The sequence below is a fragment of the Serratia sp. BNK-23 genome, assembly GCF_047456145.1.
In the GTDB taxonomy this organism is placed as follows: Bacteria; Pseudomonadota; Gammaproteobacteria; order Enterobacterales; family Enterobacteriaceae; genus Serratia; species Serratia nematodiphila.
On the sequence record NZ_CP179900.1, the window covers coordinates 4,864,892 to 4,889,542 of the forward strand.

Annotated in this window: 22 protein-coding genes and 1 tRNA gene; 4 read left to right on the top strand and 19 right to left on the bottom strand. The window is 59.5% G+C overall.

What is annotated here, in order from left to right:
* Positions 1–12: 12 nt before the first annotated feature.
* The 5 genes from uhpB to ACMGF9_RS23135 all read right to left on the bottom strand — a co-directional run bounded on the left by uhpB (position 13) and on the right by ACMGF9_RS23135 (position 5,238).
* A complete protein-coding gene (gene uhpB, locus ACMGF9_RS23115; protein ID WP_021504114.1) occupies positions 13–1,557 on the bottom strand; it encodes a signal transduction histidine-protein kinase/phosphatase UhpB in 1,545 nt (514 codons plus the stop codon).
* Complete coding sequence (gene uhpA / locus ACMGF9_RS23120) at positions 1,554–2,144, bottom strand: transcriptional regulator UhpA (protein WP_004934117.1); 591 nt, start codon at positions 2,142–2,144, stop codon at positions 1,554–1,556. The genes uhpB and uhpA overlap by 4 nt, the downstream gene beginning before the upstream one ends.
* Before the next feature lie 123 nt (positions 2,145–2,267).
* Complete coding sequence (gene eptB, locus ACMGF9_RS23125) at positions 2,268–3,962, bottom strand: kdo(2)-lipid A phosphoethanolamine 7''-transferase (RefSeq protein ID WP_015376231.1); 1,695 nt, start codon at positions 3,960–3,962, stop codon at positions 2,268–2,270.
* A 225-nt stretch (positions 3,963–4,187) separates the two neighbouring features.
* Positions 4,188–4,613 carry an organic hydroperoxide resistance protein gene (locus ACMGF9_RS23130; protein ID WP_004934114.1) on the bottom strand — a complete coding sequence of 142 codons (426 nt, stop codon included), beginning with the start codon at positions 4,611–4,613 and terminating at the stop codon, positions 4,188–4,190.
* Positions 4,614–4,773: 160 nt separating this feature from the next.
* Complete coding sequence (locus tag ACMGF9_RS23135) at positions 4,774–5,238, bottom strand: MarR family winged helix-turn-helix transcriptional regulator (RefSeq protein ID WP_004934111.1); 465 nt, start codon at positions 5,236–5,238, stop codon at positions 4,774–4,776.
* A gap of 97 nt (positions 5,239–5,335) precedes the next feature.
* Between ACMGF9_RS23135 and ACMGF9_RS23140 the strand changes: the two genes are divergently transcribed.
* On the top strand, positions 5,336–5,935 hold the full coding sequence (locus ACMGF9_RS23140; protein WP_015376230.1) for an HD domain-containing protein: 600 nt from the start codon (positions 5,336–5,338) through the stop codon (positions 5,933–5,935).
* Here ACMGF9_RS23140 and ACMGF9_RS23145 read toward each other — a convergent pair whose 3' ends face one another.
* The 3 genes from ACMGF9_RS23145 to bglF all read right to left on the bottom strand — a co-directional run bounded on the left by ACMGF9_RS23145 (position 5,936) and on the right by bglF (position 10,738).
* Complete coding sequence (locus ACMGF9_RS23145; RefSeq protein ID WP_412034281.1) at positions 5,936–7,333, bottom strand: carbohydrate porin; 1,398 nt, start codon at positions 7,331–7,333, stop codon at positions 5,936–5,938. It lies immediately after the preceding gene.
* 124 nt (positions 7,334–7,457) lie between these two features.
* Positions 7,458–8,861 (bottom strand): glycoside hydrolase family 1 protein, encoded by a 1,404-nt coding sequence (locus ACMGF9_RS23150; RefSeq protein WP_016929537.1) that lies wholly within the window; start codon positions 8,859–8,861, stop codon positions 7,458–7,460.
* 14 nt (positions 8,862–8,875) lie between these two features.
* A complete protein-coding gene (bglF, locus tag ACMGF9_RS23155) occupies positions 8,876–10,738 on the bottom strand; it encodes a PTS beta-glucoside transporter subunit IIABC (RefSeq protein WP_164044936.1) in 1,863 nt (620 codons plus the stop codon).
* 663 nt (positions 10,739–11,401) lie between these two features.
* Between bglF and ACMGF9_RS23160 the strand changes: the two genes are divergently transcribed.
* Complete coding sequence (locus ACMGF9_RS23160; protein ID WP_031299763.1) at positions 11,402–12,151, top strand: NAD-dependent epimerase/dehydratase family protein; 750 nt, start codon at positions 11,402–11,404, stop codon at positions 12,149–12,151.
* A 33-nt stretch (positions 12,152–12,184) separates the two neighbouring features.
* Here the strand turns inward: ACMGF9_RS23160 and ACMGF9_RS23165 are convergent, their stop codons facing one another.
* On the bottom strand, positions 12,185–13,351 hold the full coding sequence (locus tag ACMGF9_RS23165) for an MFS transporter (protein ID WP_004934092.1): 1,167 nt from the start codon (positions 13,349–13,351) through the stop codon (positions 12,185–12,187).
* Positions 13,352–13,715: 364 nt separating this feature from the next.
* Between ACMGF9_RS23165 and ACMGF9_RS23170 the strand changes: the two genes are divergently transcribed.
* Complete coding sequence (locus ACMGF9_RS23170) at positions 13,716–14,816, top strand: alkene reductase (RefSeq protein ID WP_004934091.1); 1,101 nt, start codon at positions 13,716–13,718, stop codon at positions 14,814–14,816.
* Between the two features lie 20 nt (positions 14,817–14,836).
* Here ACMGF9_RS23170 and ACMGF9_RS23175 read toward each other — a convergent pair whose 3' ends face one another.
* From ACMGF9_RS23175 to ACMGF9_RS23205, 7 genes are all read right to left on the bottom strand, one after another.
* Positions 14,837–15,592: a nucleotidyltransferase domain-containing protein gene (locus tag ACMGF9_RS23175; RefSeq protein ID WP_166444727.1), complete on the bottom strand. Its 756-nt coding sequence runs from the start codon at positions 15,590–15,592 to the stop codon at positions 14,837–14,839.
* Position 15,593: 1 nt separating this feature from the next.
* On the bottom strand, positions 15,594–16,106 hold the full coding sequence (locus ACMGF9_RS23180) for a DUF962 domain-containing protein (protein ID WP_075685751.1): 513 nt from the start codon (positions 16,104–16,106) through the stop codon (positions 15,594–15,596).
* Positions 16,107–16,177: 71 nt separating this feature from the next.
* Positions 16,178–16,621, bottom strand: coding sequence for a universal stress protein (locus ACMGF9_RS23185; RefSeq protein WP_015376224.1), 444 nt, complete (start codon positions 16,619–16,621; stop codon positions 16,178–16,180).
* A 21-nt stretch (positions 16,622–16,642) separates the two neighbouring features.
* Entirely contained in the window at positions 16,643–17,416 is a 774-nt protein-coding gene (locus ACMGF9_RS23190) for a siderophore-interacting protein (protein ID WP_004934080.1), read from the bottom strand.
* Positions 17,397–18,842, bottom strand: coding sequence for an efflux transporter outer membrane subunit (locus tag ACMGF9_RS23195; protein ID WP_351006245.1), 1,446 nt, complete (start codon positions 18,840–18,842; stop codon positions 17,397–17,399). Before ACMGF9_RS23195 ends, ACMGF9_RS23190 begins: the two co-directional genes overlap by 20 nt.
* Positions 18,839–19,882, bottom strand: a complete 1,044-nt coding sequence (locus ACMGF9_RS23200) for an HlyD family secretion protein (protein ID WP_004934076.1) — start codon at positions 19,880–19,882, stop codon at positions 18,839–18,841. The genes ACMGF9_RS23195 and ACMGF9_RS23200 overlap by 4 nt, the downstream gene beginning before the upstream one ends.
* Positions 19,883–19,923: 41 nt before the next feature.
* The gene (locus ACMGF9_RS23205; protein ID WP_004934074.1) at positions 19,924–21,459 is read right to left on the bottom strand and encodes an MFS transporter; all 1,536 of its coding nucleotides are present in this window, start codon (positions 21,457–21,459) and stop codon (positions 19,924–19,926) included.
* Between the two features lie 140 nt (positions 21,460–21,599).
* Here ACMGF9_RS23205 and ACMGF9_RS23210 point away from each other — a divergent pair, with 140 nt between their 5' ends.
* A complete protein-coding gene (locus ACMGF9_RS23210) occupies positions 21,600–22,502 on the top strand; it encodes a LysR family transcriptional regulator (protein ID WP_015376219.1) in 903 nt (300 codons plus the stop codon).
* 121 nt (positions 22,503–22,623) lie between these two features.
* Here the strand turns inward: ACMGF9_RS23210 and ACMGF9_RS23215 are convergent, their stop codons facing one another.
* The 3 genes from ACMGF9_RS23215 to ACMGF9_RS23225 all read right to left on the bottom strand — a co-directional run bounded on the left by ACMGF9_RS23215 (position 22,624) and on the right by ACMGF9_RS23225 (position 24,593).
* Positions 22,624–23,535 (bottom strand): sce7725 family protein, encoded by a 912-nt coding sequence (locus ACMGF9_RS23215; RefSeq protein ID WP_172575049.1) that lies wholly within the window; start codon positions 23,533–23,535, stop codon positions 22,624–22,626.
* Positions 23,517–24,383: a sce7726 family protein gene (locus ACMGF9_RS23220; RefSeq protein WP_172575181.1), complete on the bottom strand. Its 867-nt coding sequence runs from the start codon at positions 24,381–24,383 to the stop codon at positions 23,517–23,519. Before ACMGF9_RS23220 ends, ACMGF9_RS23215 begins: the two co-directional genes overlap by 19 nt.
* Before the next feature lie 115 nt (positions 24,384–24,498).
* Positions 24,499–24,593 (bottom strand) — tRNA-Sec (locus tag ACMGF9_RS23225).
* Between the last annotated feature and the right edge of the window lie 58 nt (positions 24,594–24,651).

Genomic DNA, 24,651 nt, shown 5'->3' on the forward strand with positions numbered 1-24,651 from the left:
TAGGAGTTTTTCCTAGTTTTGCGTTTGCGCCGGTGAAACTGTGGGCAAGATCACACTCAAACAGGCGCCCCGCTCAGCGGTGAACCGCAGGCTGCCGCCGAGGGCGCTGATGCGCTCTTGCATGCCGCGCAGGCCGTACCCCGGCTGATGGTTTTCCGCATCGAAGCCCACGCCGTTGTCGCGGATGGTCAGGGCGATCTGCGGCGCGGCGCCTTTGCGCGGCTGCAGGCGCGCATCCAGCTCCAGGCGACTGGCGCCGGCGTGGCGGCACACATTGGTCACCCCTTCCTGACACACCCGATACAGCGTGATTTTCAGCGTTTCATCCAGCAGCTCGTCGGGCACCTGCCATTGCATGCTGCTCACCAGCGACGCGTCCTGCGGCAGCGACTCCCGCAGCATCGCCGCCACCGCCGCCGACAGCGGCAGGTTGTTCAGCGCCGCCGGCCACAGCTGGGTCAGCACATCGTGCACCCCGTCGTAGACCCGCAGCGCCAGCGCATCGATGGTGTCGGCGCAGCCGATCACCGCCGGTTCCGGCGCCAGACGCTTGACGATGCTGGCCTGAGTGCGGATCACGGTGATGGTCTGCCCCACTTCATCGTGCAGCTCGCGCGCCACCTCGCGCCGGGTTTGCTCCTCCGCCGTCACCAGCGCCCGCGCCAGCTGCCGATTCTCCGCCAGCCGCAGCCGCAGTTGCTGATTCAGTTCGCGCTGGCGCTGAATGCCGGCGCCCAGCAGCAGCCCGGTCAGGCTTTGGGCCAGCAGCGACAGCAACAGATCGCGGTGCGACTCCGGCTGCGGCGGCTCGTTGACCATCAGCGCCACGCCGTTGAGCAGCGTCGCCAACAGCGCGCCCTGCCAGCCATAGCGATAAGACATGAACACGATGGGGATCGCCAGGCAGAACGGCGCGAAACGGCGCAGCTCGGCGGCGTTAACCTGCTGCTGCAGCCAGATGCTGAACGCAAACAGCAACAGATAGCTGGCCAGGTGGCCCAGACGCAGCTCCACCGGCTTGTGGATCAGCCCCGGCTCCAGCGGCACCCAGATTTGGCGCGCCAGATAGTGCCACAACAGCAGGCAGGTTGGCGCGATGGTGAAACCACCGGTCAGGCCGAGCAGCAGCGCGCGGGCGCCTTCGCCGCTCACCAGCTGCCATACCAACGCCTGCAGCAAGGCGGCGATGGCGACCACCGCGCCCTGCAACAGCGGCCAGCGCCATTCGCTGTCGCTCTGCTGATGGCGCAACAGCCACGGCGAGGCCAGCAGGCTGAGCAGCACCGTCAACACCAGCACCGCCACCGACGCCCACAGCGCCGGGCCGTAGCCGAACTGATCCGCCAGCAACGCCATCAGCAGCAGGTCAGCCAGCAGGATCCCCGGCCAGAAACGGTACGGGCTCTGCAGCAAAATGCCCATGCGCAGGCCGAACGGAAACAGCAGCAGCGCCTGCCAGGGGGGGGCGATCAGCGCGGTGCCGATGCCCCACAGGCAAAACGCGCTGGCGGCGTAGATGAAAAACAGCGCCAGCTGGGTGATCAGGCGCTGCGTCACAGGTTCAGCATCCGTCTGGCCAGTTCGACGTTGTTGTTGATGCCCAGCTTGGCGAACAGGTTGGCGCGGTGCACATGCACCGTTTTCGGCGACAGCCCCAAGGCGGCGGCGATCTCACGCACCTCCTGGCCCTGCGCCAGCAATAGCGCGATCTCGCGCTCGCGGCGGGTCAACGGATCGACCCTCACCCGCGCCAGCTGCTGCGCGATTTCCGGCATCAGGTAGACGCCGCCGCCGGCGACGGTGCGCACCGCGGTGATCAGATCTTCCGGCTTGCAGCGCTTGGAGAGAAAGCCGCTGGCGCCGCGTTCCAGAGCCATTTCCACCAGCGCCGGGTTATCGTGCATCGACAGCATCACCACACGGATGCCGGAAGGAATGTCCGCCAGCAGATCCAGCCCGCTGCCGTCCGGCATCGAAATGTCGCAAATGCAGATTTCCGCCTCCAGCCCCGGCAGGCCGGCGCGCGCCTGTGCCGCGCTGCTGAACTCGCCCACCACCTGAATATCGGCCTCCAGTGACAGCAGTTGCACAAAGCCCGAACGCACAATGTCATGATCGTCGATAAACGCCACGCGCAGGGTCATGGAAATCTCCGGTTAGCAGGGGAAGTGCGCAAGTATACCGTATGCGCACACCGGAATAATTGATGAAGAGAATGTATTGGGTGAAATTACCGGGTGCGCAAGGCAGGCACCCGGCGGGAGGGATCACAGGCGGGCAGGCGCCGTTTTATCCTGCGGCAGATGGCACCAGTTGTTTTTATCCACGATGCCGCCATCAGGAGAGGTGTAGCCGAGGCAGCCAAGGATAGTGTCAAACAGCTCGACGTGGCGATGCGTTTTGCCGATGCGCTGCTGCGCCTGCAGCTGCTCAAAAGCGCTGAGGTGCTGCGGGTTTTCGAGGAACTTGTCCGACGCCCACACGATCATCGGCACGCGGAATTGCTCCGGCGGCGCCATTTCGCGCGGCGTGCCGTGCAGGTGCGTATTCTCGCCGATCGATTCGCCGTGATCGGCGGCATAGAACACGATGGCCTTCTTGTCCCGCACCTGGTCGATCACATTACTGATAAAGCTGTCGGTATACAGCACCGTATTGTCGAACGCATTGATCAGCTGCGCCTTGGTGCAGGAATCGTCCACCCCCATGCACTCCGGCTGATAACGCGCATAGCTGCGCGGATAACGCTGCGAGTACAGGTAGTGCGAGCCTTTGGTATGCAGGATCACCAGGTGCTTGCCCTTCGGATAACGCGCCAGCGACTCCTTCATTTCGTCCACCAGCAGCATATCGTCGACCGCCTTGCCGTCGTTGCGCTTCTCGGACGCGATCATCTCGCGGAACGAATAGTTGTTCACCTCGGTGTTGTTGTAGAACCACACCTCGCTCTGCATGGCGAACAGCTCGGAAGAGAAGCCCAGATCCTTCAGCACCGCGAACACGTTCTGCTCTTTCAGCGTGCGCTGCGGATTGTCTTCGGTGCCGCCTTCACGCACGAACATGCAGCGCAGCGACAGCTTGGTGGCGGTATCGCACGACTCGCCGCGGAACGCCACCAGATTCTTCTCTTTAGACAGCCGCGGCGTGGTATCGCGCTCGTAGCCCAGCATGCCCATGTGATCCCAGCGCGTGGTCTCGCCGATGATGAACACCACGTAGGTGTCGTCGATGTCCGCCGGCGGTACGTAGGTGAAGTGTTTGCCCGGATCGAACATCGTGCTCTGATCCTGGCTTTCGTCATAGCGGGTGTAGGCAAACAGCCCCAGCGCCGACAGCCAGTTGGACGGCAGATACGAGTGCGCCACCACGCCGCCGTAGCTCGGCAAATCGACGTTGGAAAGCTTCTCTTGCACGCTCTGCTCGTCGTCCAGCATGCGCAGCGGCAGCCAGACCAGCGCCACCACCGCCAGCAATACCAGCAGCGGCTTGATGCGATGACCAGGGGTTTTCAGCTGTTCTATCAGGGTATAGCGCAGGTTGTTTTTCCAGATCAACAGCAGCGGCAAGGCGCTGAGCGCCACCATCCACAGCACGAAGTGCAGGCCAACCACCTCTTTCGACAGATCGATATCGGTGGTCATCACCGACACCACGATGCCGTAGCCGATCACCACATTGAAAAACGTCATGTAGTAGCTGGCGGCAACCGAAATCAACACCAGCAGCGAGGCGACGATGCGATAAAACAGCCGGCCGCCGAGCGATACCAGCCGCATAATGAAGAACGTAAACAGGACGATAGCGATGACTTCCGTCACCGCCGAAATAAGCTTAATTCCCTGAATGCCGTGCGCCAGCGAATCAAAACGGCGATAGAAAACGGATAGGTTTAGAAAGATGCCGATATAGATCGCTAACAATAACGATAAATTCTGCTGTGATAGCGATTTAACTTTGTTCATGTAACGCGGTGGCTCCGGGGACGGTGTAGCGGTTCTGACTCAGTCAGACACTGATTGCGGCTTCTGGTTCAGCCAACCGGCAATAAGCGTTATTTTGCGGGTAATAATCAAGAGAATTCTCACAAAACGGACAAAATTTACCGTTTTTTTGAGCGGTTTTCAGACAGGGCACGCAAGAAAATGGAGGGATAAACCCTCCATTTTTTCCAGATATCGGCAAAAATCTTACTTAACGTTCAGAGTTACATCGATATTTCCACGGGTGGCGTTGGAGTATGGGCACACCACATGCGCCTTTTTCACCAGATCTTCCGCCACGCTGCGCTCGATGCCCGGCAGCGAGATATCCAGCTGCACTTCGATGCCGAAGCCATTCGGGATTTCACCGATGCCGACGGTGCCGTCGATCTTGGCTTCGGCCGGAATTTTGACCTTTTCTTTCGCCGCGACAAACTTCAACGCGCCGAGGAAGCAGGCCGAGTAACCGGCGGCGAACAGCTGTTCGGGGTTGGTGACTTCGCCGCCGGCGCCGCCCATCTCTTTCGGCACGCCCAGTTTCACGTCCAACACGCCGTCGGAGGAGGTCGCACGGCCGTCGCGGCCGCCGGTTGCGGTGGCGTGAGCGCGGTAAACCACTTTCTCAATAGACATCGTTCATTCCTTCTTGCTGGTTGGCGAGATGACTACGGCTTCCACGAGGTAAAGCCGGTCACATATTTATCTCTTGCGATTAAATCGCGCACTACTTATTTTTGACACTTATTAACCAGTGTAGACCACCCCTGCCGTTCTTGCGTCCGGCGCTGGAGGATCAAATCTGATCGATCAGGCTGCCGCGCAGCTTTTCCAACTGCTGTTTGAGCGAGACGATCTCGTCCAGGCTGCAGTCGGTGGCGCACATCACCGCCTCGGGCACCGATTGCGCCCGCTCACGCAGCGCGCGGCCGGCTTCGGTGAGGGCAATGATCACCTGCCGCTCGTCGGTGGTGGCGCGATAGCGCACCAGCAAACCGGCGGTTTCCAGCCGCTTCAGCAGCGGCGTCAGCGTGGCGGAATCGAGGAACAGCCGCTCGCCGATATCCGATACCGTCACCCGATCGCGCTCCCACAGCACCATCATCACCAGGTATTGCGGGTAGGTGAGTTCGAGCTGATTCAACAGCTTGCGGTAGACTTTGTGCAGCGCCAGGTTGGCGGAGTACAGCGCGAAACAGAGCTGCTGATCGAGCTGCAGCAGGTTCTTCGCGTTGGGTTGTGCGGTATCGGTGCTTTTCATGTTTGTGAATATAGATAGTGCACGATGTAATCGCAAGCTATTTCTTGTGAGGTATGCTACCTTTTTTTCATGCAGAGGATGCTCGGAGGGAAAGGAAATGACGAATACGCTTGCAGAACGCGCGCGCCGCTACGCCACCAAGGCGCATGCGGCCATCGATCAGCGCCGCAAATACACCGACGATCCGTACATCGTCCACCCACAGGCGGTGATGGAGCTGGTGCGCAGCGTGCCGCACACCGAAGAGATGCTGGCGGCCGCCTGGCTGCATGACACGGTGGAAGATACGCCCACCACCCTCGGCGATATCGAAAGCCACTTTGGGCCAAAAGTGGCGGAACTGGTGCGAATGTTGACCAACGTCAGCCGCGCCGAGGACGGCAACCGCTTCGAGCGTAAAAACCGCGATCGGCGCCACAGCGCCGGCGCGTCACCGCAGGCCAAAACCATCAAGCTGGCGGATCTGATCGACAACACCCGCTCGCTGCTGGACTACGACAGCCACTTCGCCCAAACCTATCTGATCGAGAAACAGCGCCTGCTGGAAGTGCTGACCGAAGGCGACCCGACGCTGTGGCGCCAGGCCAGCCATATCGTCGAACAGGGGCTGCTCAGATTACAGCAGCCGCCGCACAACGTGCCGGCCAGCTGGTTTGAGCACGCCCGCCGGCGCTACCGCGAGAGCGACGCGGCCTGATCAGAAGGTCACCACCGTTTTCAACGCCGTCACCCAGGCGTCCTGCGTCTCGCTGACGCCCGCCGGGTGATGCCAGTATTGCAGGCCCGGCTGCAGCTGCAGCCACGGCGTGACGTTAACGCGATAATAGAGCTCCGCCGTCACCGAGTGGCCCGGCACCGGCCGATAGTTCGGATCGTGATAATCGCTGATGCCGCTCATCTGGTTGAGATAACGCTGATTGTCTTTGTAGCGGTCGCTCAGCTTCACCACCGAGACGCCGAGCCCCAGCCAGTCGTCCGGCCGCGCATCGAACAGCCCGCGATAGCGGATGCCGGTCGAGGTGGACCAGTGCAGGTAGTTGCTGCGCTGATCTCCCAGCCCCAGGCTGTAGAACACGCTCAGACCGCGGTTGACGTCGTCCGCATGGCGCGTCACCTGCTGGTTGAAACCGGTATACAGGAACCAGGTGCGATCGTGGCTGCGATAGCCCTGCGGATCGCTGGCGCCCGGCCCGCCGGACACCCCTTCATAAAGATCGCTCTGGCGCGCGTTGGTGAACAGCACGCCCAGGTTATACACCCCCGGCAGCTGGTTGACGGCGTGGGTTTTCAGCTCCAGCTCCATCGGCAGCAGGAAGCCTTTGCTGCCCTTGGTGGACCAGCTCCAGGCGTGGCTGCGGCTGGGGGCGCTCGGGTTCTGTTCCATCACGCCGCCCTTGAGCGTCAGGCCATCGGTCAGTTTGTATTGCAGCGTCGTGCCCCAGTAATGCACGTTCCAGTTGTACCAGGTCAACGAGTTGGCGGACTTGCCGCCGCACAGCGTCAGCGTCTGAAAATCGCAGGGGATGATCTGATCGAAATCCTGCACCTTGTTCATCATGCCGATGCGCCACTGCAGCCGGCGATCGAGGAAGGAGCGGCTAAAGGTCAACCAACCCAGCCGGGTAATCGACTGCCCGCCAAAGCTCTCCTGCGACAGATCGGTCAGGCCGACGCGCGGATCCTGCAGGCGATCGCGGGTCAGGTTGTTGTCATGGTTGCGGTTGACGATATTGCCTTCGATCGCCGCGTCCGGAATGCCGGTCAGCGCCTGCAAATCCTGGCTGAAGGTCAGCGAAAACTGGTCGATATACGACGCCTGTTTATCGTGGTTGTAACCGCCACCGGCGTTATACGACAGCTGGCTGAGGTAGCCGAGATTATAGTGGAAGCCGTGATCCTCCAGGATCGGCCTGATCCCCAGCATATCCCCCAACAGCCCGGGCTGCGGCGGCTCAAAGCCGAGCGCCACTCCTTCCCATTTGGCGGTGGGGGCTTCGACGTCCTTGCCGGTTTGCAGCGTTTCTGCCTGCGCCTGGCTACAAAACAGCGCCAGCGCCGCCAGGGTCATGGAACGAGGTAATAAGCTTTTCATCATTATTATATTTCTCCGCATAACGGCTGACTGCGGGCAACAGCATTCCCTGGGAGAGAATTTCCCATCATGAACAGCAGCGAATAACGTTAGGTTAACGCCCGGCGCTTGCCGCCGGGCTGAAGGGTTAGCGTCGGTCTTTCAGGCTGGCGCCGTTGCTGTGGATCACATCGCGGTACCAGTAGAAACTCTTCTTGCGGCGGCGCTCGAGGCTACCGTTGCCGGCATCGTCCCTGTCGACGTGAATGAAGCCGTAGCGCTTCGACATTTCGGCCTTCGAAGCGCTGACCAGATCGATCGGTCCCCAGCTGGTGTAGCCCATCACCTCGACGCCGTCGTCGATCGCTTCCGCCACCTGCACCAGATGATCATTGAGGTAGTTGATGCGGTAATCGTCGTTGATGCTGCCGTCGGCCTCGACGCGGTCTTTGGCGCCCAGCCCATTTTCGACGATGAACAGCGGTTTCTGATAGCGGTCGTACAGCACGTTGAGCAGGTAGCGCAGCCCGATCGGGTCGATTTGCCATCCCCACTCCGAGCTGGCCAGATGCGGGTTCGGCACCATATCGAGAATGTTGCCGCGCGCCGTCTCATACTGCTCCGGGTCGGCGGTGACGCAGCCGCTCATGTAGTAGCTGAACGAGATGAAATCGATGGTTTCACGCAGCGTTCGCCGATCTTCCTCGGTGATCGCCACCTGAATGCCGTTTTCACGGAAGAAGCGCTGCATATAGGCCGGGTAATAGCCGCGCGCCTGCACGTCGCCGAAGAACAGCCAGTCGCGGTTTTGCCGCTGGGTTTCCAGCAGATCTTCCGGCTTGCAGCTCAGCGGATACAGAATGCCACCCAGCAGCATGTTGCCGATTTTGCCCTCCGGCACGATCTCGTGACAGGCCTTCACCGCTTTGGCGCTGGCCACCAGCTGATGGTGGATCGCCTGATAGATGGCGCTCTTGTCGCTCTCCGGCGGCAGACCGACGCCGGTGAAAGGCGCGTGCAGCGACATGTTGATCTCGTTGAAGGTCAGCCAGTGTTTGACCTTGTGCTTGTAACGTTCGAACACCGTGCGCGCGTAGCGCTCGAAGAAGTCGATGGTGCGGCGATCGCCCCAGCCGCCGTAGCGCTTCACCAGGCCGTAAGGCATTTCATAGTGCGACAGCGTGATCAGCGGCTGAATGCCGTACTTCGCCATCTCGTCGAACAGCCGATCGTAAAACGCCAGCCCGGCTTCGTTCGGCGTCTCTTCGTCACCCTGCGGGAAAATGCGCGTCCAGGCGATCGAGGTGCGCAGGCATTTGAAGCCCATCTCGGCGAACAGCGCGATGTCTTCCGGATAGCGATGATAGAAATCGATCGCCACGTCCTTGATGCCGCTGTCGCCCGCCGTACGCGGCGTGATGGCGCCGAAGATGCCCTGCGGCTGCAGATCGGAGGTCGACAGCCCCTTGCCGTCGGCCTGATACGCGCCTTCTACCTGGTTCGCCGCTACCGCGCCGCCCCACAGAAAATGTTGCGGAAACTTGCCGTTCATCGCTTGCTCCTCAATTAGCGTAATAAAGTCAGCAGCGGCGCCTGTTCCTGCACCGGAGACAGGCCGCTGGTCAATACGTCCACGTAATCATCGCTGTTGCTGATGATGATCGGCGTGGTGGTGTCATAGCCGGCGGCATGGATCGCCGCCTGGTCGAACTCGATCAGCAGATCGCCCGGGGCGACCCGCTCGCCTTCCCGCACGTGGGCGGTGAAATGCGCCCCGTCCAGCTTCACGGTATCGATGCCGACGTGAATAAGAATCTCCGCGCCGTCGTCCGATTCGATGCCGATGGCGTGTTTGGTTTTGAACAGCGACGCCACGCTGCCGCTCACCGGCGCCACCACGCGCCCCTGCTGCGGCGCAATCGCCACCCCTTTCCCCAGCAGGCCGCTGGCGAAGGTCGCGTCGTTCACCTGATCCAGCGGCACGATGTCGCCGGCGATCGGGCTGAGGATCGCCTGTTTGCGGTTGAGCGGCGCGGCGGCTTCAGGCTGCGCCGCGTCTTCCGCCGGCGCAACGCCGAACAGATAGCTGGCCAGCGCGGCGAACACGAACGACAGCAGGGTGCCGCCGATCGCGCCCCATACCGTGGCGTCGATGCCGCCGCCGGGGATGATCTGCGCGAAGGTGAACACGCTCACCAGGCCGAACGAGTAAACCGAAGTATGGAAGTAGCCGATCACCGCGCCGCCCAGCGCGCCGCCGATGCAGCCGAAGATGAATGGGCGTTTGTTCGGCAGCGTGACGCCATACACCGCCGGCTCGGTGATGCCGAAAATGCCGGCGCCGATGGCCGAAGCGGACAGCGCCCGCAGTTTGGCGTCGCGAGTGCGCAGCATCACGCCCAGCGTGGCGCCGACCTGCCCCATCACCGCCGGCAACAGCAGCGGCACCATGGTGTCGCGCCCCAGCACGCTCAGGTTGTTGATCATCAACGGCACCAATCCCCAATGCAGGCCGAAGATCACGCACACCTGCCACATCGCCCCCATAAAGGCGCCGGCGATGATCGGGTTAAAGGCGTAAATGCTCTGATAGCCGTTGGCCAGCAGGTGGCTGAGCCAGGTTGCCGCCGGGCCGATCAGCAGGAAGGTCAACGGCACGGTGATCGCCAGGCACAGCAGCGGCGTGATGAAATTGCGCAGCGCGCTGTGGATCACCCGGTTAAACAGCGGCTCCAGGCGGCAGGACACCCAGGCCGCAAAGATGATCGGGATCACCGACGAGCTGTAGTTGATGAAGGTCAGCGGAATGCCGAAGAAATACTCGCGCACCGCGCCCGGCTGCTGCGCCGCTTCGAAGGCCGCTATCATCAGCGGGTGCGTCAGCGCGCCGCCGATCGCCATGGTGACGAACGGGTTGCCGCCGAATTTTTTCCCGGCGGTGTAGCCGAGCATGATCGGGAAGAAGTAGAACAGCGCGTCGCTGGCGGCGAACAGCATTTTGAAGGTGCCGCCGCTCTCCAGCAGCCAGCCGCAAGCCAGGCTCAGCGCCAGGAAGCCTTTCAGGATCCCCGAAGCGGCCATCACCCCGAGCAGCGGGGTGAAAATGCCGGACACCAGATCGATAAAGCGGCTGAGCAGATTGTCTTTTTTGCCGCCCGCGTCGTCGCTCGGCGCGCCTTCGGCCAACCCGCCGATCCGGTTGACCGCATCGAACACCTCCGCCACGTGGTTGCCCACCACCACCTGGAACTGGCCGCCGCTCTCCACCACCATGATGACGCCCGGATTTTTCTTCAGCGCTGCCGCGTTGGCGCGAGTGTCGTCGCGCAGCTTGAAACGCAGGCGGGTGGCGCAGTGCACCAGGCTTTTCACATTGTCGCGGCCACCGACGCCGGCCAAAATCTCACTGGCTAATGTGTCATATTTCATACTGTTATCCTTAGACTTCGCGTTCTGCCGCTCCCCGCCCCGCGCTGGCCTGGCGCTGAGGCGAAATTCGGCGCAAAAAAAAACCTAAACCTCGCGGCCTCTGCCCCATCGGGGAACAGAAACGCGAGGTTTAGGTTTTGCCTGCCGTAGCAGTAACAACCCTAAATCGGTTGAGTTATGACGTTAACACCGCGGATTTTGCCGGGGCAAGGCTTTGCGTCGGCAAATTGCCGAACTGTGATCGGGCGGGCAAAACCGACCTGAGGTATCAAATAAGGCCTGTCGCCCTCTATCGGCTTCAGCACAGCAGTGATATATCGCGCAGGCGGAATAGAGAGGGGGCGGAATATCGCCCGCCTCAGGCCCAAAAAACATAAGATTAACTAACCAAATAATTCACTATCAAGCGAAAGCAAAGCGCTCGTCCATCCACTGTCAATCCCCGCTTTTTTAGCCACAATCGGCAATCAATAAGGCAAATAGATCGCCAAGCTTGATTGCACATCGTTAACATTCCACGATATTCACCTGCGCAAAAATCACCATGCGCAATTGATAATGGTGAAAGAAACATCAGAATGACTAATTAAAACGACTGGACAAAAGTCACGCGGGCGATTATTACTGGTCAACGCGTAATCGATTGTAAGGATGACAGCGACCATGACGTTGCGGACTGAGTTGGGACGGATTCTGATCACCGGCGCCGGCGGCCGGGTAGCCACGGCGTTTCGCCAGGCGATGGGCAATCGCTACGCGCTGCGGTTGGCGGAAAGGGATGTCAGCCTGCTGCACGATCTGCAGCCCGGCGACGAAGTCATCAGCTTCAACATCGCCGATCTCGACGCCTGCCGCGCGGCCTGCGCCAATATCGACACCGTGTTGCACCTGGCGGCCGATCCCTCCCCCGATGCCGACTTTTGCGGTTCGTTGATGGACAACAACATTCTCGGCACTTTCAATATCTTCCGCGCGGCGAAAGACGCCGGCTGCCGCCGGGTGGTGTTCGCCAGCAGCGCGCAGGCGGTGGAAGGCTATCCGCTCGATTACCAAATCCGCCCGGATGACGCGCCGAAACCGAAAAACCTGTACGGCGCCAGCAAGGCGTTCGGCGAAGGCATCGCCGCCTACTTCGCCCATCAGGAAGGGCTTTCCGCCCTGTCGGTGCGCATCGCCAACTTCACCACCCTCAGCCCGGGCGATCGGCTCAGCGCCCGCGACATGAGCGCGTTTCTCAGCCATCGCGATGCCGCCGATCTGCTGGAGCGCTGCATTCGTGTCGACGGGGTGCAATATGCGGTGGTGCACGGGGTTTCCAATAACCGCTACACGCGTTTATCGCTGGAAGAGACCCGTCGCCTGCTCGGCTACGCCCCGCAGGACGATGCGTTCAGCCTGCTCGGCTTTGAGTGAGCGCGGCGGGGAACCCCGCCGCACGCTGTCGTTTTAACCGTTGGCGTAGGCCACTTTTTCGGCCTGACGGTGGGTGAACAGCACCAGCAGCAGCGCCAATCCGGCAATAATCGCCCCCATCACCGGCACGAAGCTGTATCCCAGCCCGGCGGAGACTACCGCGCCACCGGCGGCGGCGCCCAGCGCATTGCCCAGGTTAAAGGCACCGATATTGACCGAAGACGACAGCCCCGGCGCTTCACTGGCGACACGCATCACGCGCATCTGCAGCGGCGGCACCACGGCAAAGGTCGCTGCGCCCCAAATCACCATGCTGACTGCAGCGCCGATTTCACTGCGCGCCAGGAACGGGATCACCAGCATAATGACCACCAGCAGCAACAGGAAGCCTTTCAGCGTCGCGCTTTCGGAGCGGTCGGCGAACTTGCCGCCGAGGTAGTTGCCGATGGAGAAACCGACGCCGATCAACACCAGCATGGACGTCACGAACAGCGGTGTCGCATCGGTGATGTGCTGCAACACCGGCGAGATATAGGTATAGAGCGTGAACATCGCGCCCGCGCCCAGCACGGTCGTCAGCAAGGCGGACAGCACCTGAGGGCGCACCAATACCGACAGCTCGCGTTTCACATCAGGACGCGCGCCGGCGCTGCCTTGCGGCAACGAGAACCACAGCCCCAGCATGGCGATCACGCCCAGCCCGGCCGTCGCCAGGAACGACATGCGCCAGCCGATGGTTTCACCCAGCCAGGTCGCGGCGGGCACCCCGCCGATATTGGCGATGGTCAGGCCCATAAACATGGTCGCCACTGCGCTGGCCTGTTTCTCCTTCGGCACCACGCTGGCGGCCACCACCGATCCGAGGCCAAAGAACGCGCCGTGGTTCAGGCTGGTGATGATGCGCGACAGCATCAGGGTGGTGTAGTCAGGCGCAACGGCCGACAGCACGTTACCCAGAGTAAAGATCGCCATCAGGAAGATCAGCGCGCTTCTGCGTGCCCGGTGAGAAAGCAGCAACGTCATCAGCGGTGCGCCGACCATCACGCCGACGGCGTAGGCGCTGATCAACATGCCGGCCATCGGGATGGAGACGTCCACCCCTTTGGCGATGGTCGGCAGCAACCCCATCGGGGAAAACTCGGTCGTGCCGATGCCGAACGCCCCCACCGCCAGGGCTAATAAGGGAAAGTTAATTTTCATTCAACAACTCCGGTTAACCGCTGCCGAAGCGCGGGAAAGTTAAGATGCCAAAAGTATGACATTGATCACACCAAAGATAAGCAGGCGGGAGGCTAAAAGACTTTTGCGATTTTGTTAAAAATCGTGGGGAAAAACAGCAGCCGACTCTATCCCAACCACGCGCCGACAGGCAATAGCCGCCGTCGCCCGAGCGCACATCGGGTTCATTCCCGCCACCTGCGGCAAGCCGGCGGCCACCGCAACTATTGAACACAGAGCAAAAGTGTTTTGTTATTGTGCGCGTTTTTAGAATTAAACGACGAAATATAATGGCCTCAGTAAAACATCAATGCCCTACGGCCCCATTCACACAGAGGGAAGCGCCATGCTTTTTGACTCGTATTCTTTAAACGGTTTATCGCTGAACAATCGCATCGTCATGCCGCCCATGACCCGCTCTCGGGCCGGCGCCGGCGACGTCGCCACCGACATGATGGCTGAATATTATGCCCAGCGCGCCAGCGCCGGGCTGATCGTCAGCGAAGGCACGCAGATTAGCCAGCAAGGCCAGGGTTATGCCTGGACGCCCGGCATTTACACCCCGGAACACATCGCCGGTTGGAAAAAAGTCACCGACGCCGTACATCAGGCCGGCGGCAAGATCTTCGCGCAGCTTTGGCACGTCGGCCGCGTGTCGCATACCATTCTACAGCCTGGCCACGCCGCGCCGGTCTCCTCCTCCGCTATCCAGGCCGATGGGGTCAAGGTATTTGTGGATGTCGAAGGCCGCGGGCCGGAACATGGCGTGGGTGAAATGGTGCAACACTCCGCACCGCGCGCCTTAACGCGGGAAGAAATTCCGGCGATCGTCAATGACTACGCTCAGGCGGCCCGCAACGCCATCGCCGCCGGTTTCGATGGCGTAGAGCTGCACGGCGCGAATGGCTATCTGATCAATCAGTTTATCGACTCGCGGGAAAACCAGCGCGACGACGAATACGGCGGTTCACTGCAAAATCGCCTGCGTTTCCTGCGGGAAGTGGCGCAGGCGGTAGCGGACGCCATCGGCAAAGAGAAACTGGGCGTGCGCCTGGCGCCGCTGACCACCCTGATGGGCTCGCAGGACGATACCCCGGAAGCCACCTATCTGGCGGCGGCCAGCGTGCTGAACGATATCGGCGCCGCTTACATTCACATCGCCGAAGCGGACTGGGATGACGCCCCGGTGATGCCGGCGGCGTTCAAAGAATCACTGCGCCTGATTTTCCGCGGCACGCTGATTTACTCGGGCAAATACACGCGTGAACGCGCTGAAGAAGCGCTGGCCAAAGGCTGGGCGGATCTGATCGGCTTCGGCCGCCCGTTCATCGCCAACCCGGATCTGCCTCACCGCCTGCAACACGGGCTGGCGCTGAATGCGCCCATTAAAGAGAAATTTTTCGGCGGCAGCCGTGAAGGCTACACCGATTACCCGGCGATCGGGTAACGCTCGCCGACAACGCCGGCTCAAGCCGGCGTTATTTTTTTCTGTGCTTCGATCCAGTCAAGAAATTGCATCATTCTGTCGCTAAAATCCGCGTCATTCGCCTCCCCTGCCGCGTGCGCTAACCAATAGTCCATTTCATCGCGCTGCTCTGCATAAAGCGCCAACAGCTGATCGGCATAGTCGGTTAGCGTTATCGGCCAGAACGGGCTCCCCTCGGCGCGCAACATATTGGTGGCGCGGATCAGCTTTCTGGCCGCTTCGCGCTTTAAGCGCCTCTCATCCGATACCGTCCTTGCCTGCAGCAGTTGCTCCCGATAACGCGCCAACGCGGGCCGTAAATCAGCATTGACCGCCAGCGCGATGCGCCGATCGGGACGAAACAGCGAAAAAGCGGCGGACACGTCTTCGCCCCACAGGCATCGGCAGTGATGCTTCAGCCAAAATCCCCAGGAATCGTGATGCTCCGGCGCCAACGCTTCATCAACGCTGCCGATGTCAAAGTCGACCTTGCTCACGATCCGCTGCTCCAGCTGAAAGGCTTGCCGCCACGCTTCAAGGCGCTGCAACGCCCCGCTATCGGCCGGCTTGATGAGCAACAGCGTGATGTCCAGATCGGACACGCCGGGAAGAGCTTCGCCGCGCGCGACGCTGCCGTAGAGGTAAATGCTGTGGATGAGCGCCGGGAATTGGCGCGGCAGCCCCGCCGTCAGCGCCTCCAGCAGCGGGATAAAAGCCTGCTGCAGCGGAAATGCCGTCACCGTGGGAATCAACGCCACCTCATCCCCTCCCATTGCGCACTTTGCCCGCGCGCAGTTCGATGTTCCGCTGCAGTTCGCGCAGCCCGCCGGCCAGGAAGCAGGCTTCCGCCAGCACGAACAGCGGGCCGATGATAAGGCCCGTCACGTCGTCCATAAACGCCGGTTTTCGCCCCTCCCAAAAGTGCCCGGCAAACTGAAACAGCCAGCCGATGACGAAGCCGCCGATGCCGACGCTCAACCACGCCGCCGTCGACAGCGACGCCACCCAGGCGCCGAACACGAGGCACAGCAGCAGCAACGCCAGCATCATGATGCCAAGGCGCAGGTGCAGCCGCAGGTAATAGAGCGCCGAGACGATAACCGCCGCGCAGGCCGGCGAAAACGGCAGCCCTTCCGCGCCCCACGCCGGCCGGGAGAGCAGCGCCAGCAGGCTGATGACGATCAGGGGGATACCGATAAAATGCGTGGCGATATTGCGCGCATCGCGGTGATAGGCGGCATAAGCGGCAAGGTGATCTTCCAGACTTCGCATGTTGACCTCCGGTATGTGCGGCCTTCGTCGCCGAACGCGCGCAGCCGCATGCGGCTGCCCTTACCCATAGCTTAGCGCGGGATCACCAATACCGGTTGACCGATCTCATCCAGCAGGCCACGCGTGACGGAAGCGTTCAGCCAGCGCCCCAACGAAGACAGGTGGCGGTGCGAGATGATCAACAGATCGCAGTTGAACAGCGCCATCTGTTCCGGGATCACCTCGATGGGCGAGCCCGCGGCCAGCAAGCCCTGGGCATTGAAGCCCTGCTGTTTCAGCGCCCGCGTCACCTGCCCGACCTGCTTTTCCGCCAGCGCTTCTTCCCGTTGGGCGGCGGGATACTCCTCGCGCTCATCGCTGTCGAAACGCAGGCCGCTGCGGCTGAGCGTGAAGGCATTGTCCACCACCGTCAGCACAATCACGCCGCCGATGCTGCCTTGCAGGCGCGCCATAAATTCCAGGGCGTTGCCGCTGTGTTCAAAGCAGTCCACCGCCAATAACACTCTCTCAATCATAACCATCCTCACTCGCCCGAGTTAAATCGCGCCCTTGAAATTGGCTTCGCCCTTTTTCCAATAACCTTTGGCAAACAAGGCGGCGCGGGAAATGCCCATTTCGTTGATAAAACGCGCCTTCAGATAGGCGGCGACCTGGTGCTCGCAGGCCAACCACACCTGCCCTTCGCCGGCCGGCAGCTCGCAATGGCTGACGGCCTGCACCAGCGGGCTGTTCATCACGCTGTCGAAATGTCGGGTGCGGATTTGCCAGCTGTTCACCTGCAAAAAGGAGCAATCGACGTCCTGGATCTCCTGCGCATCGCCCACCTCGGCGAACCACAGCACCGGCAACGGGGCGGAGAGCGAGGCGAGAATGGTGCGCATGGCGGGCAGCGCGGTCTCATCACCCAGCAACAGCAGCCAGCGAGTTTGCGGCAACAGCCGAAAGCCGCCGGAGCAAGGGCCGGCGAACCCCAGCTTGTCGCCCGGCATCGCGTCGCGCGCCCAGTTCGACGCCGGGCCTTCGCCGTGCAGCACCATGTCGATATCGAAGGTGCGGGCGAGTTTGTCGATGCCGCTCAGGGTGTAGGCCCGCCCGGCCAGCGTGTCGCGCCACGGGAAGAACACCTTGACCCAGCTGGCCGGCTCCTGCGCGCGCGGATCGGCGATAAACTTATCCACATCGTCGCCGCTCAACGTGATGCGCCTGATCCGAGCGGTGACTTGCCGCACGGCGCTCACCCGGGCCTCCCGTTTGCGGCGGGTGTCCCTTTCCAGCATCTCGTCAACAATCTTATTCAGCGTGTTGTGCATCAGCCTTCTCCTGTGGCGCCGCAGACGGGTAGGTGAGTTCCCAGCCGCCGCCCAGCGCTCGATAGATATTCACCACGGCGATCGCCGTCTCTTCCTCTGAAACAATTTGCGCGGACTGCAGATCCAGCAGCGCGCGCTGCGTGCTCAGCACGTGGATAAAATCGCTGGCGCCGTTCAGATAGCTGTCGCGCGCCAGCGCAAACGCGTGCCGGTTGGCGGCCAGCGCCTCGGCCAGGTGCGTCTGGCGGCGCTGTTGGGCGCGATAGCCGGAAAGCGCGTCGTCGATCTCGTGCCAGGCACGCAGCACCGTTTGCTGGTAGGCGATGGCCATTTCCTGCTGGCGATATTCGCTCAGGCGTACCCGCTGGGTGATTTTCCCTCCGTCGAACAACGGCAGATACAAAACGGGGCCGATGGCGAAGGTATGCGTGGACCAGCTGCCCATATCCGACAAGGCCAATGCCTGGTAGCCCGCGTTGCCGGTCAGCGTGATGCGCGGGTAGTAGTCGGCGGTGGCGACGCCGATCTCGGCGGTCGCCTGATGCAAACGCTCCGCCGCTTCGCGAATATCCGGCCTGCGCAGCGCCAGATCCGACGGCACCCCCATCGGCACCGCGCGCGCCAGCGTCGGCAGCGGCCCCGGCGGCGACAGCATCGCGTTCAGCGCGCCCGGCCGCTCGCCCAACAACAGGCCGATGGCGTTAATCAGCCGTTCTTGCCGGTCGGCCAACGTCGGCAGCAGGGCATCCACCTGCGCCAATTGCACCTGCGCCTGATCGATATCCAGTTCGTTGCCCGCGCCGCTTTGATAGCGGCTTTGCGTCAGCTGCAGCGTACGCAGCGCCGTGGCGCGGTTTTCCTGCGCCACCGCCAGCTGCTGCTGCGTGGCGCGCAGGCGCAGATAGTTGCTCGCCACCTCCGCCGTCACCGACGTCAACAGCGCGCGCCGATTCTCCTGCGAAGCGGCAAAGCCGGCGCGCGCGCTTTCCGACGCGCGGCGCAGCTTGCCCCACATGTCCAGCTCCCAGGCGGCGCTGAAGCCGCCGCGCCAGAGGTTGTAATCCGCCTCTCCGCCGTTGCCGGACGGATCCATGCTGCCCACCGAGGTAGCTCGCTGGCGCTGATAGGCGCCGTCCAGGCTCAGATCCGGCATCAGCGCCGCCTCCGTCACCCCCAGCAGGGTGCGGCTCTGTTGCAGGCGCGCCGTGGCGAGCTGCAGATCCAGGTTACCGGCCGCCACGCGCTGCACCAGCTGCGACAGCGGCACATCGTTGAATATCGACCACCAGGCCACCGGCAATGCCCCGCCGCCGGCCTGCTCACCCCAGCTCTCAGGCAGCGCGCTCTGCGGCCGAGCGTAGTCCGGCCCTACCGCCCGGCAGCCGCTCAGCGCCATCAACAGCAGCGGGATCACGGCTCTGTTCATTGCAGGCCTCCGTCCAGCGTATTGATGCTGACGTCCGCAGACATGCCGACGCGCAGGGCGCTCAACAAGGCGGCATGCTCTTTGTTGATATCAAATACAATTTTCACCGGGATGCGCTGCACGATCTTGGTGAAGTTGCCGGTGGCGTTCTCCGGCGCCACGGCCGCGAAGCTGACGCCGGAAGCCGGCGCGATGCTGTCCACCTGCCCTTTCAGCGTTTGGCCGGGAAAGGTATCGATATGGATGTCTACCGACTGCCCGTGCGCAATGTTTTCCAACTGGGTTTCCTGGTAGTTGGCGATGATGTACAGCTTGTCCTGCGGCACGATGGCCAGCAGCGCATCGCCCGGTTTGACGAACTCCCCGACCCGCAGACTTTTCTTGCCGATCACGCCGCCGATCGGCGCGGTGATGCGGGTGTAAGACAGGTTCAGTTCGGCCATCGCTTTCTTGGCCTGCGCCAGCATCAGCTCGGCATCGCTGTCCGCCAGCTTGGCCTGCAGCACCTGCTCCATGTTTCGCGCCGCTTTGAGCGTCGCCTCCGCCTGCGCCACATTGGCGGAAAGCGTGTGCACCCGCGTTGTCGCCTGCTGCGCCGCCTGCTGCGACCCCGCGCCGCTGCTGGCCATTCTCTGGTAGCGGTTCTGCTCCTGACGCGCAAACGCCAGCTCCGCCTGCGCCGCCTGCCGCTCCGCCAGCGCGGCGGCGATCAGCGCGCTCTGCCGGGTGAGGTTGGCCCTGGCGTCGTCCTGCCGGGCGCGGGCGGATTGCTCCTGCGCCGTCGCCTGCGCAAGGGCAACGTTGAATTCACGCGGATCGATCACCGCCAGCAACTCCCCCTGTTTAACCCACTGGTTGTCCCTGACCAACACCTGCGCAATTTCACCGGCAATCTGCGGAGAAATACGCGAGATATCGGCGCGAATATAGGCGTCGTTGGTATTCTGCTGTGTCTCTTTAATAAAAAACTTATTCATTAATAACCCCAGCGTAATGACGGTAACCGCCAATACGGCGACGGCGACTTTTTTGTTAGCCATAAAAGTGACTCCACTTAATATTTATTTCTGATGATAAAATGTCAGGCGGCGACCGAACGCGGCGGATAAATACGGGTCGGCATAACTAAAATCAGCGCGGTCAGTAATAACGCCAGGCCGGCAACCAACAGATAAAGATCGGCGCTGGCCAGCACGTGGCCCTGCCGGGCGGCAAGCTGCGCCAGCTGCTCCGCCGAGCCCGATGCGCTGCTGTAGGCCGAGCCAAAACCGTCGGCGATCGTGCCGGCGTGATAGTCCCCGCGCTGTCGGCTGAGCAGCGCGATGGCGCCGCCGGCCGCGGTGGCGGCGAAGCCCTTCACCGCGTTAAACCAGGCCGCCGCAAACGGCCCGTCGGTCGGCAACAGCCCACCGGTCGCCTGCATCAGCAGGGGGATGATCGCCATCGGTTGCGCGACCGCCTGCAACAGCGCGATAACGCGAAACGTCTCGCCGTTCCATTCCGGCGTCAGCTGGGCGGCCAGCACGCAGGCGGTGGCCATCAACAGCAGGCTGATCGCCAGTACCCAGCGGCAATCCACCCGCGGCGTATTGCAAATAATGGCGACAATCGGCAGCGTAATTAATTGCGGCAACGCCACCCACAGCATTAAGTCGGAAGTTTGTTCCTGACGATAGCCCTGAATCGCGGATAAATATCCCGACGTAATATTGACCAGCGACACCATAATTAACAGCACGCCACCCAGCGTAATTAAGGAGAAAGACAAATTCCTTTTGCTTAATAGCTGCAAATTAAAAAAAGGCAGCGGGTGATACCATTCGTTAATCAGAAATAACGCCAATAATCCGCCGCCGCCCAATAATAAAACGTAGATCAGCGGCGAGTTCAGCCAGTCGAGCCGCTCCCCCTGTGAAATGCCCACCGTCAGCATGCCGAGCGCCATGCCGCCGAGCAGCAGGCCGCGCCAGTTGAACTGCCGCAGGCGCTCCAGCCGCAGAGGATCCTGCGGCAGACCGTAGCCGATACACACAGCGGCAATCGCCATCAGCGGCAGGTTCCAGTAGAAGTACCCACTCCAACCCCAGTGAAAGGCGAAAGCGGCGGCGGTGGCGCCCAGCGTAGCGCTCCAGGCCGAGACCCAGCCGTAGGCGCCCAGCCCCAACACCTTGATCAGCGGCGGCATAAAACGCAGCACCACCGTCATCAGCATCGGCGGCAACGCGCCGCCGGCGAAGCCCTGCAGGCTGCGCACCGCCAGCAACACGCCATACTGTTCTCCCAACCAGGGCGTCAGCAGCCCGCCGGCCAGGTAAATGCCGCACATCGTCAACGCCACCCGGCGCAACGAAAAGGTCGGCCAAAAACAGGGTGTGAACCCGGAACCGATCACAAAGCCGGTAACGTAACAGGTGGTCAGCCAACTGCCGGCATCGAAACTCAGCAGCATGCCGCCCTGTATATCCGCCAGCGCGAACTTGCTGGCGTTTTCCCCCACGCCGCTGGCCATCACCGCCAAAAACACGCCGAACAACCCCAGCCAGGTGCGGCCGTTGATTTCGCCGGCGCTGGCGAGCCACCGATTTTTGTGGTGCGGCGTAACAGACACCTCAACCATTCCCCACTCCTGCTGTTTCAGCCTCAATCTTTGTTGTCGTGGGCAGTATCCGGACTTATTTCGATTGTTTAAAATGAAATGATGTAATTAACTAATTGCACAAAACGCAATCCATTGAGCGCACCACCACCGGAGAGGCCATGCCGCAAAAAATTGATTTCAACCTGATCTATGCGCTGAATCTGCTGCTGGAAGAAGGGAGCGTGAGCGGCGCCGCCGAAAAGATGAACCTGAGCGCGCCGGCAATGAGCCGCATTCTGGGGCGCATCCGCCGGCAGTTCGACGACCCGATCATGGTCAGAGCCGGTAAGCATCTGGTGCCGACGCCGCGCGCGCTGGAATTGAAACGCCAGCTCGGCGAGATCATCGAACAGGCCACCGCGCTGATCGCGCCGAATGAATCCTTCGAACCCGGCAAGCTGACCCGAACCTTCACCATTCGCGCCAACGACATTTTTATCGGCGCGCTGGCGGGCGGCTTGCTGGAGACGCTGCGGGACATGGCGCCGTTAAGCGGCCTGAAGTTTATCGCTGAAAGCGACGGCGAGGATGACGCGCTGCGCAGCGGCAAGGTGGATCTGGTGATCGGTTCCTCGCGCGACTGGCACCCGGAAATCAAGACGCAGAGCCTGTTCACCAGCACCTTTCAGGCGCTGGTGCGCCCTGGGCACCCAATCATCGGCCGGGTAACGCCCGAAACCCTGACTCATTACCCGCATATCAGCGTCTCCCGCCGTGGGCGCTCGCAGGGGCCGATCGACGACGCGCTGCGCGATCTCGGCCTGCAGCGCAACGTCGCCCTGACCCTGCCGGGCTTCCATTCGGCGATGATGCTGACCATGAAATCGGACTTTATCCTGCCGCTGCCGCGCCACGTACTGCAGGGGGTGAGCAACATCCACCTGCCGTTGGCGGAGATCGAGCTGCCGCTCGAGCTGGAGTCGGTGTTTATCGTGCAGGCCTGGCACCCGCGCCTGGATCGCGATCCGGCGCATCGCTGGCTGCGGCAGACCATCAAGCAGTTCTTTTTGCAGAGGGAGTGAGGGGGTTGTTTTGTCTGCTATGGGTAATAATAGGAATCAGAGATGGCGGTTAATTTATTATAATATAAATAGCCTAGTCAATATTAACCGCCTAATATACTTGAGCTATATGCATGAAAAATTAGACTGCTATGAAGTTACAGATAGTTTCAATGTGATGCTGCATTGAAAATTGCTTAACTTGGCCCAGTCCCGGATAATGTCTACGCACGTACAATGACTTAAACCCTTGCAACCCAGACGTGTCATCAAAGAAACCAGGGAAAGATTTATCATGCGATATTAATTTCTCCAAGGCTTGTTGAAATTTTCCAGATGGATTTGAGGGTGTCCCATCATCAATTGATGAAAAATGCTTGATAGACATTGCATCAAACTCTTCACCATCTAAATAACTTGCATGGATAGTTACTACATATGCAGGACCACCAGATTCGGCGTAATCAGAACCAGCAATATTAAAATCACCAAAACCAATTACCGACTTATCAATATTCGCATACCTGACATGTAAATCAGAAAAATATGAGTTAGACGGGTAATCTGCGTTTCTCTTCTTCTTTTTAAAAGGATCATCCATTAACACCACATTGGATAATTTTTTAAGAACAACGATGGGAGATCCCTCCGGGATGATATTAATCACAAAATCTTTTAAGCGAGAAATGAAATCTCGACTCACTCCCCCCTCAGAATATGAAGCTTTCGCCCCCTTGATTATGCCACTCAATCTATCGAACTCGTGAATATTATCTATGTACTTAATGCATGGTATAAATGAAACACCTTTCAATCCATTTAACTCATTAATAAATTTATCTGCTTTACCTTTAAGCTCACTAATCTCGGAATTCACTATTACTATTGGTTGAATATTTTTTTCATTCAGGGCCTTAATGGTTTTTTCGAGCTGTTTTATATTCTCTCGTACTGGTTCAATTATCGGTTTAAAAAGATTATTAGGAACAATATTTGATAGTTCTCTTAGCGCAGTTAGTTCGTACTGCTTACCTCTCAATAAAGGGAAGTACATATATCATCCTTTTCAATATAGCTTGATAGTATTTTGGTCAAAGATCTCTGGCGAGACTGGGTTATACTATAGCTAATTGCCGATGATTTTAGTGATCTAGGTAGCGTATCTATAAAGCTAAAGTCATTAGCTCTATGCTCTTTTAGCGTCTCTCTAAAATGCCCTCTTAACGCGCAGGAACTTGCTCTTTCAAATATATCCAAACAGAACGAATAGACATCCATATTCGGCAAATCAATAGGTTCCCCTGAGATCTTTTCCGCCATAGATTTAAACTCAGCAATTCGCATCGAGCTAATCATTAGTTTTGGATTAATTTCAGATTCAATAATCAATGCTGGCTTTACTTCTTCTAATTTATTTTTTTGCGTAAGCTCCATTACACCAACTACCTCAGGGATAATGGCCTTTACTTTCTCAACATGAGACTTTGCTGAAACAACATAAACTTTATCAAACAAACAAATATATGCCTCAAGTTGCTCAGGTAATCTTTTTAAGTTATCAAGTTCTGTTTTTATTTCATAACAGGTGGACAACCCATTCAATATCACGCAGTCAGCTTTATTTGCTCCAACACGAAACTCAGAAAGCATCACTGCTTTGTTTCTTTTATGTTTTTTCAAAAACACTTCGTTAGCTATAATGTTTTTGAAAAAATATTCAGACTTATATTCATTTGAAAGTTTTTTGAAAGCAATATCAAAAAAATCTGATATTTTTATAGGGAATAATTTAGGAGGCAAAGATGCTGCCGCTAACTGATGAAGCAAGGAAAAATCACCATCCGCAACCGCATTTATAGTTTGGCTAGTGAATAGTTGTCCAACATTCTTGTGATTAATCATATTCAAAAAATCGCACTTTCGCGCCTTAAGTCTAAAAATCAGCAATTGTAGGTACTAAGGTTAGCGTAATTTACTTGGTTATCTCAACATTAATAATGAACCAAAAATGTAAGATTGGCGGAAGATCACAGGAGTCGAACCTGCCCAGGACCGCTGGCGGCCCCAACCGGATTTGAAGTCCGGCCGCCCCACCGGGGACGAGGATCTTCCTTGGAGAAGAGAAGAAGCAAGGCGCTGATTATAGCGCAGTTTGTTCGCTGCGCTAAGC

Coding starts and splice junctions, on each gene's coding strand:
- ACMGF9_RS23195 (WP_351006245.1), bottom strand. CDS start 18,842: ATGAACAGAGCCGTGATCCCGCTGCTGTTGATGGCGCTGAGCGGCTGC.
- ACMGF9_RS23220 (WP_172575181.1), bottom strand. CDS start 24,383: ATGATTAATCACAAGAATGTTGGACAACTATTCACTAGCCAAACTATA.
- ACMGF9_RS23190 (WP_004934080.1), bottom strand. CDS start 17,416: ATGCACAACACGCTGAATAAGATTGTTGACGAGATGCTGGAAAGGGAC.
- ACMGF9_RS23160 (WP_031299763.1), top strand. CDS start 11,402: ATGACGTTGCGGACTGAGTTGGGACGGATTCTGATCACCGGCGCCGGC.
- bglF (WP_164044936.1), bottom strand. CDS start 10,738: ATGAAATATGACACATTAGCCAGTGAGATTTTGGCCGGCGTCGGTGGC.
- ACMGF9_RS23180 (WP_075685751.1), bottom strand. CDS start 16,106: ATGCGAAGTCTGGAAGATCACCTTGCCGCTTATGCCGCCTATCACCGC.
- ACMGF9_RS23145 (WP_412034281.1), bottom strand. CDS start 7,333: ATGATGAAAAGCTTATTACCTCGTTCCATGACCCTGGCGGCGCTGGCG.
- ACMGF9_RS23130 (WP_004934114.1), bottom strand. CDS start 4,613: ATGTCTATTGAGAAAGTGGTTTACCGCGCTCACGCCACCGCAACCGGC.
- ACMGF9_RS23150 (WP_016929537.1), bottom strand. CDS start 8,861: ATGAACGGCAAGTTTCCGCAACATTTTCTGTGGGGCGGCGCGGTAGCG.
- ACMGF9_RS23205 (WP_004934074.1), bottom strand. CDS start 21,459: ATGGTTGAGGTGTCTGTTACGCCGCACCACAAAAATCGGTGGCTCGCC.
- ACMGF9_RS23135 (WP_004934111.1), bottom strand. CDS start 5,238: ATGAAAAGCACCGATACCGCACAACCCAACGCGAAGAACCTGCTGCAG.
- ACMGF9_RS23170 (WP_004934091.1), top strand. CDS start 13,716: ATGCTTTTTGACTCGTATTCTTTAAACGGTTTATCGCTGAACAATCGC.
- ACMGF9_RS23210 (WP_015376219.1), top strand. CDS start 21,600: ATGCCGCAAAAAATTGATTTCAACCTGATCTATGCGCTGAATCTGCTG.
- ACMGF9_RS23200 (WP_004934076.1), bottom strand. CDS start 19,882: ATGGCTAACAAAAAAGTCGCCGTCGCCGTATTGGCGGTTACCGTCATT.
- ACMGF9_RS23165 (WP_004934092.1), bottom strand. CDS start 13,351: ATGAAAATTAACTTTCCCTTATTAGCCCTGGCGGTGGGGGCGTTCGGC.
- uhpA (WP_004934117.1), bottom strand. CDS start 2,144: ATGACCCTGCGCGTGGCGTTTATCGACGATCATGACATTGTGCGTTCG.
- ACMGF9_RS23215 (WP_172575049.1), bottom strand. CDS start 23,535: ATGTACTTCCCTTTATTGAGAGGTAAGCAGTACGAACTAACTGCGCTA.
- ACMGF9_RS23185 (WP_015376224.1), bottom strand. CDS start 16,621: ATGATTGAGAGAGTGTTATTGGCGGTGGACTGCTTTGAACACAGCGGC.
- eptB (WP_015376231.1), bottom strand. CDS start 3,962: ATGAACAAAGTTAAATCGCTATCACAGCAGAATTTATCGTTATTGTTA.
- ACMGF9_RS23140 (WP_015376230.1), top strand. CDS start 5,336: ATGACGAATACGCTTGCAGAACGCGCGCGCCGCTACGCCACCAAGGCG.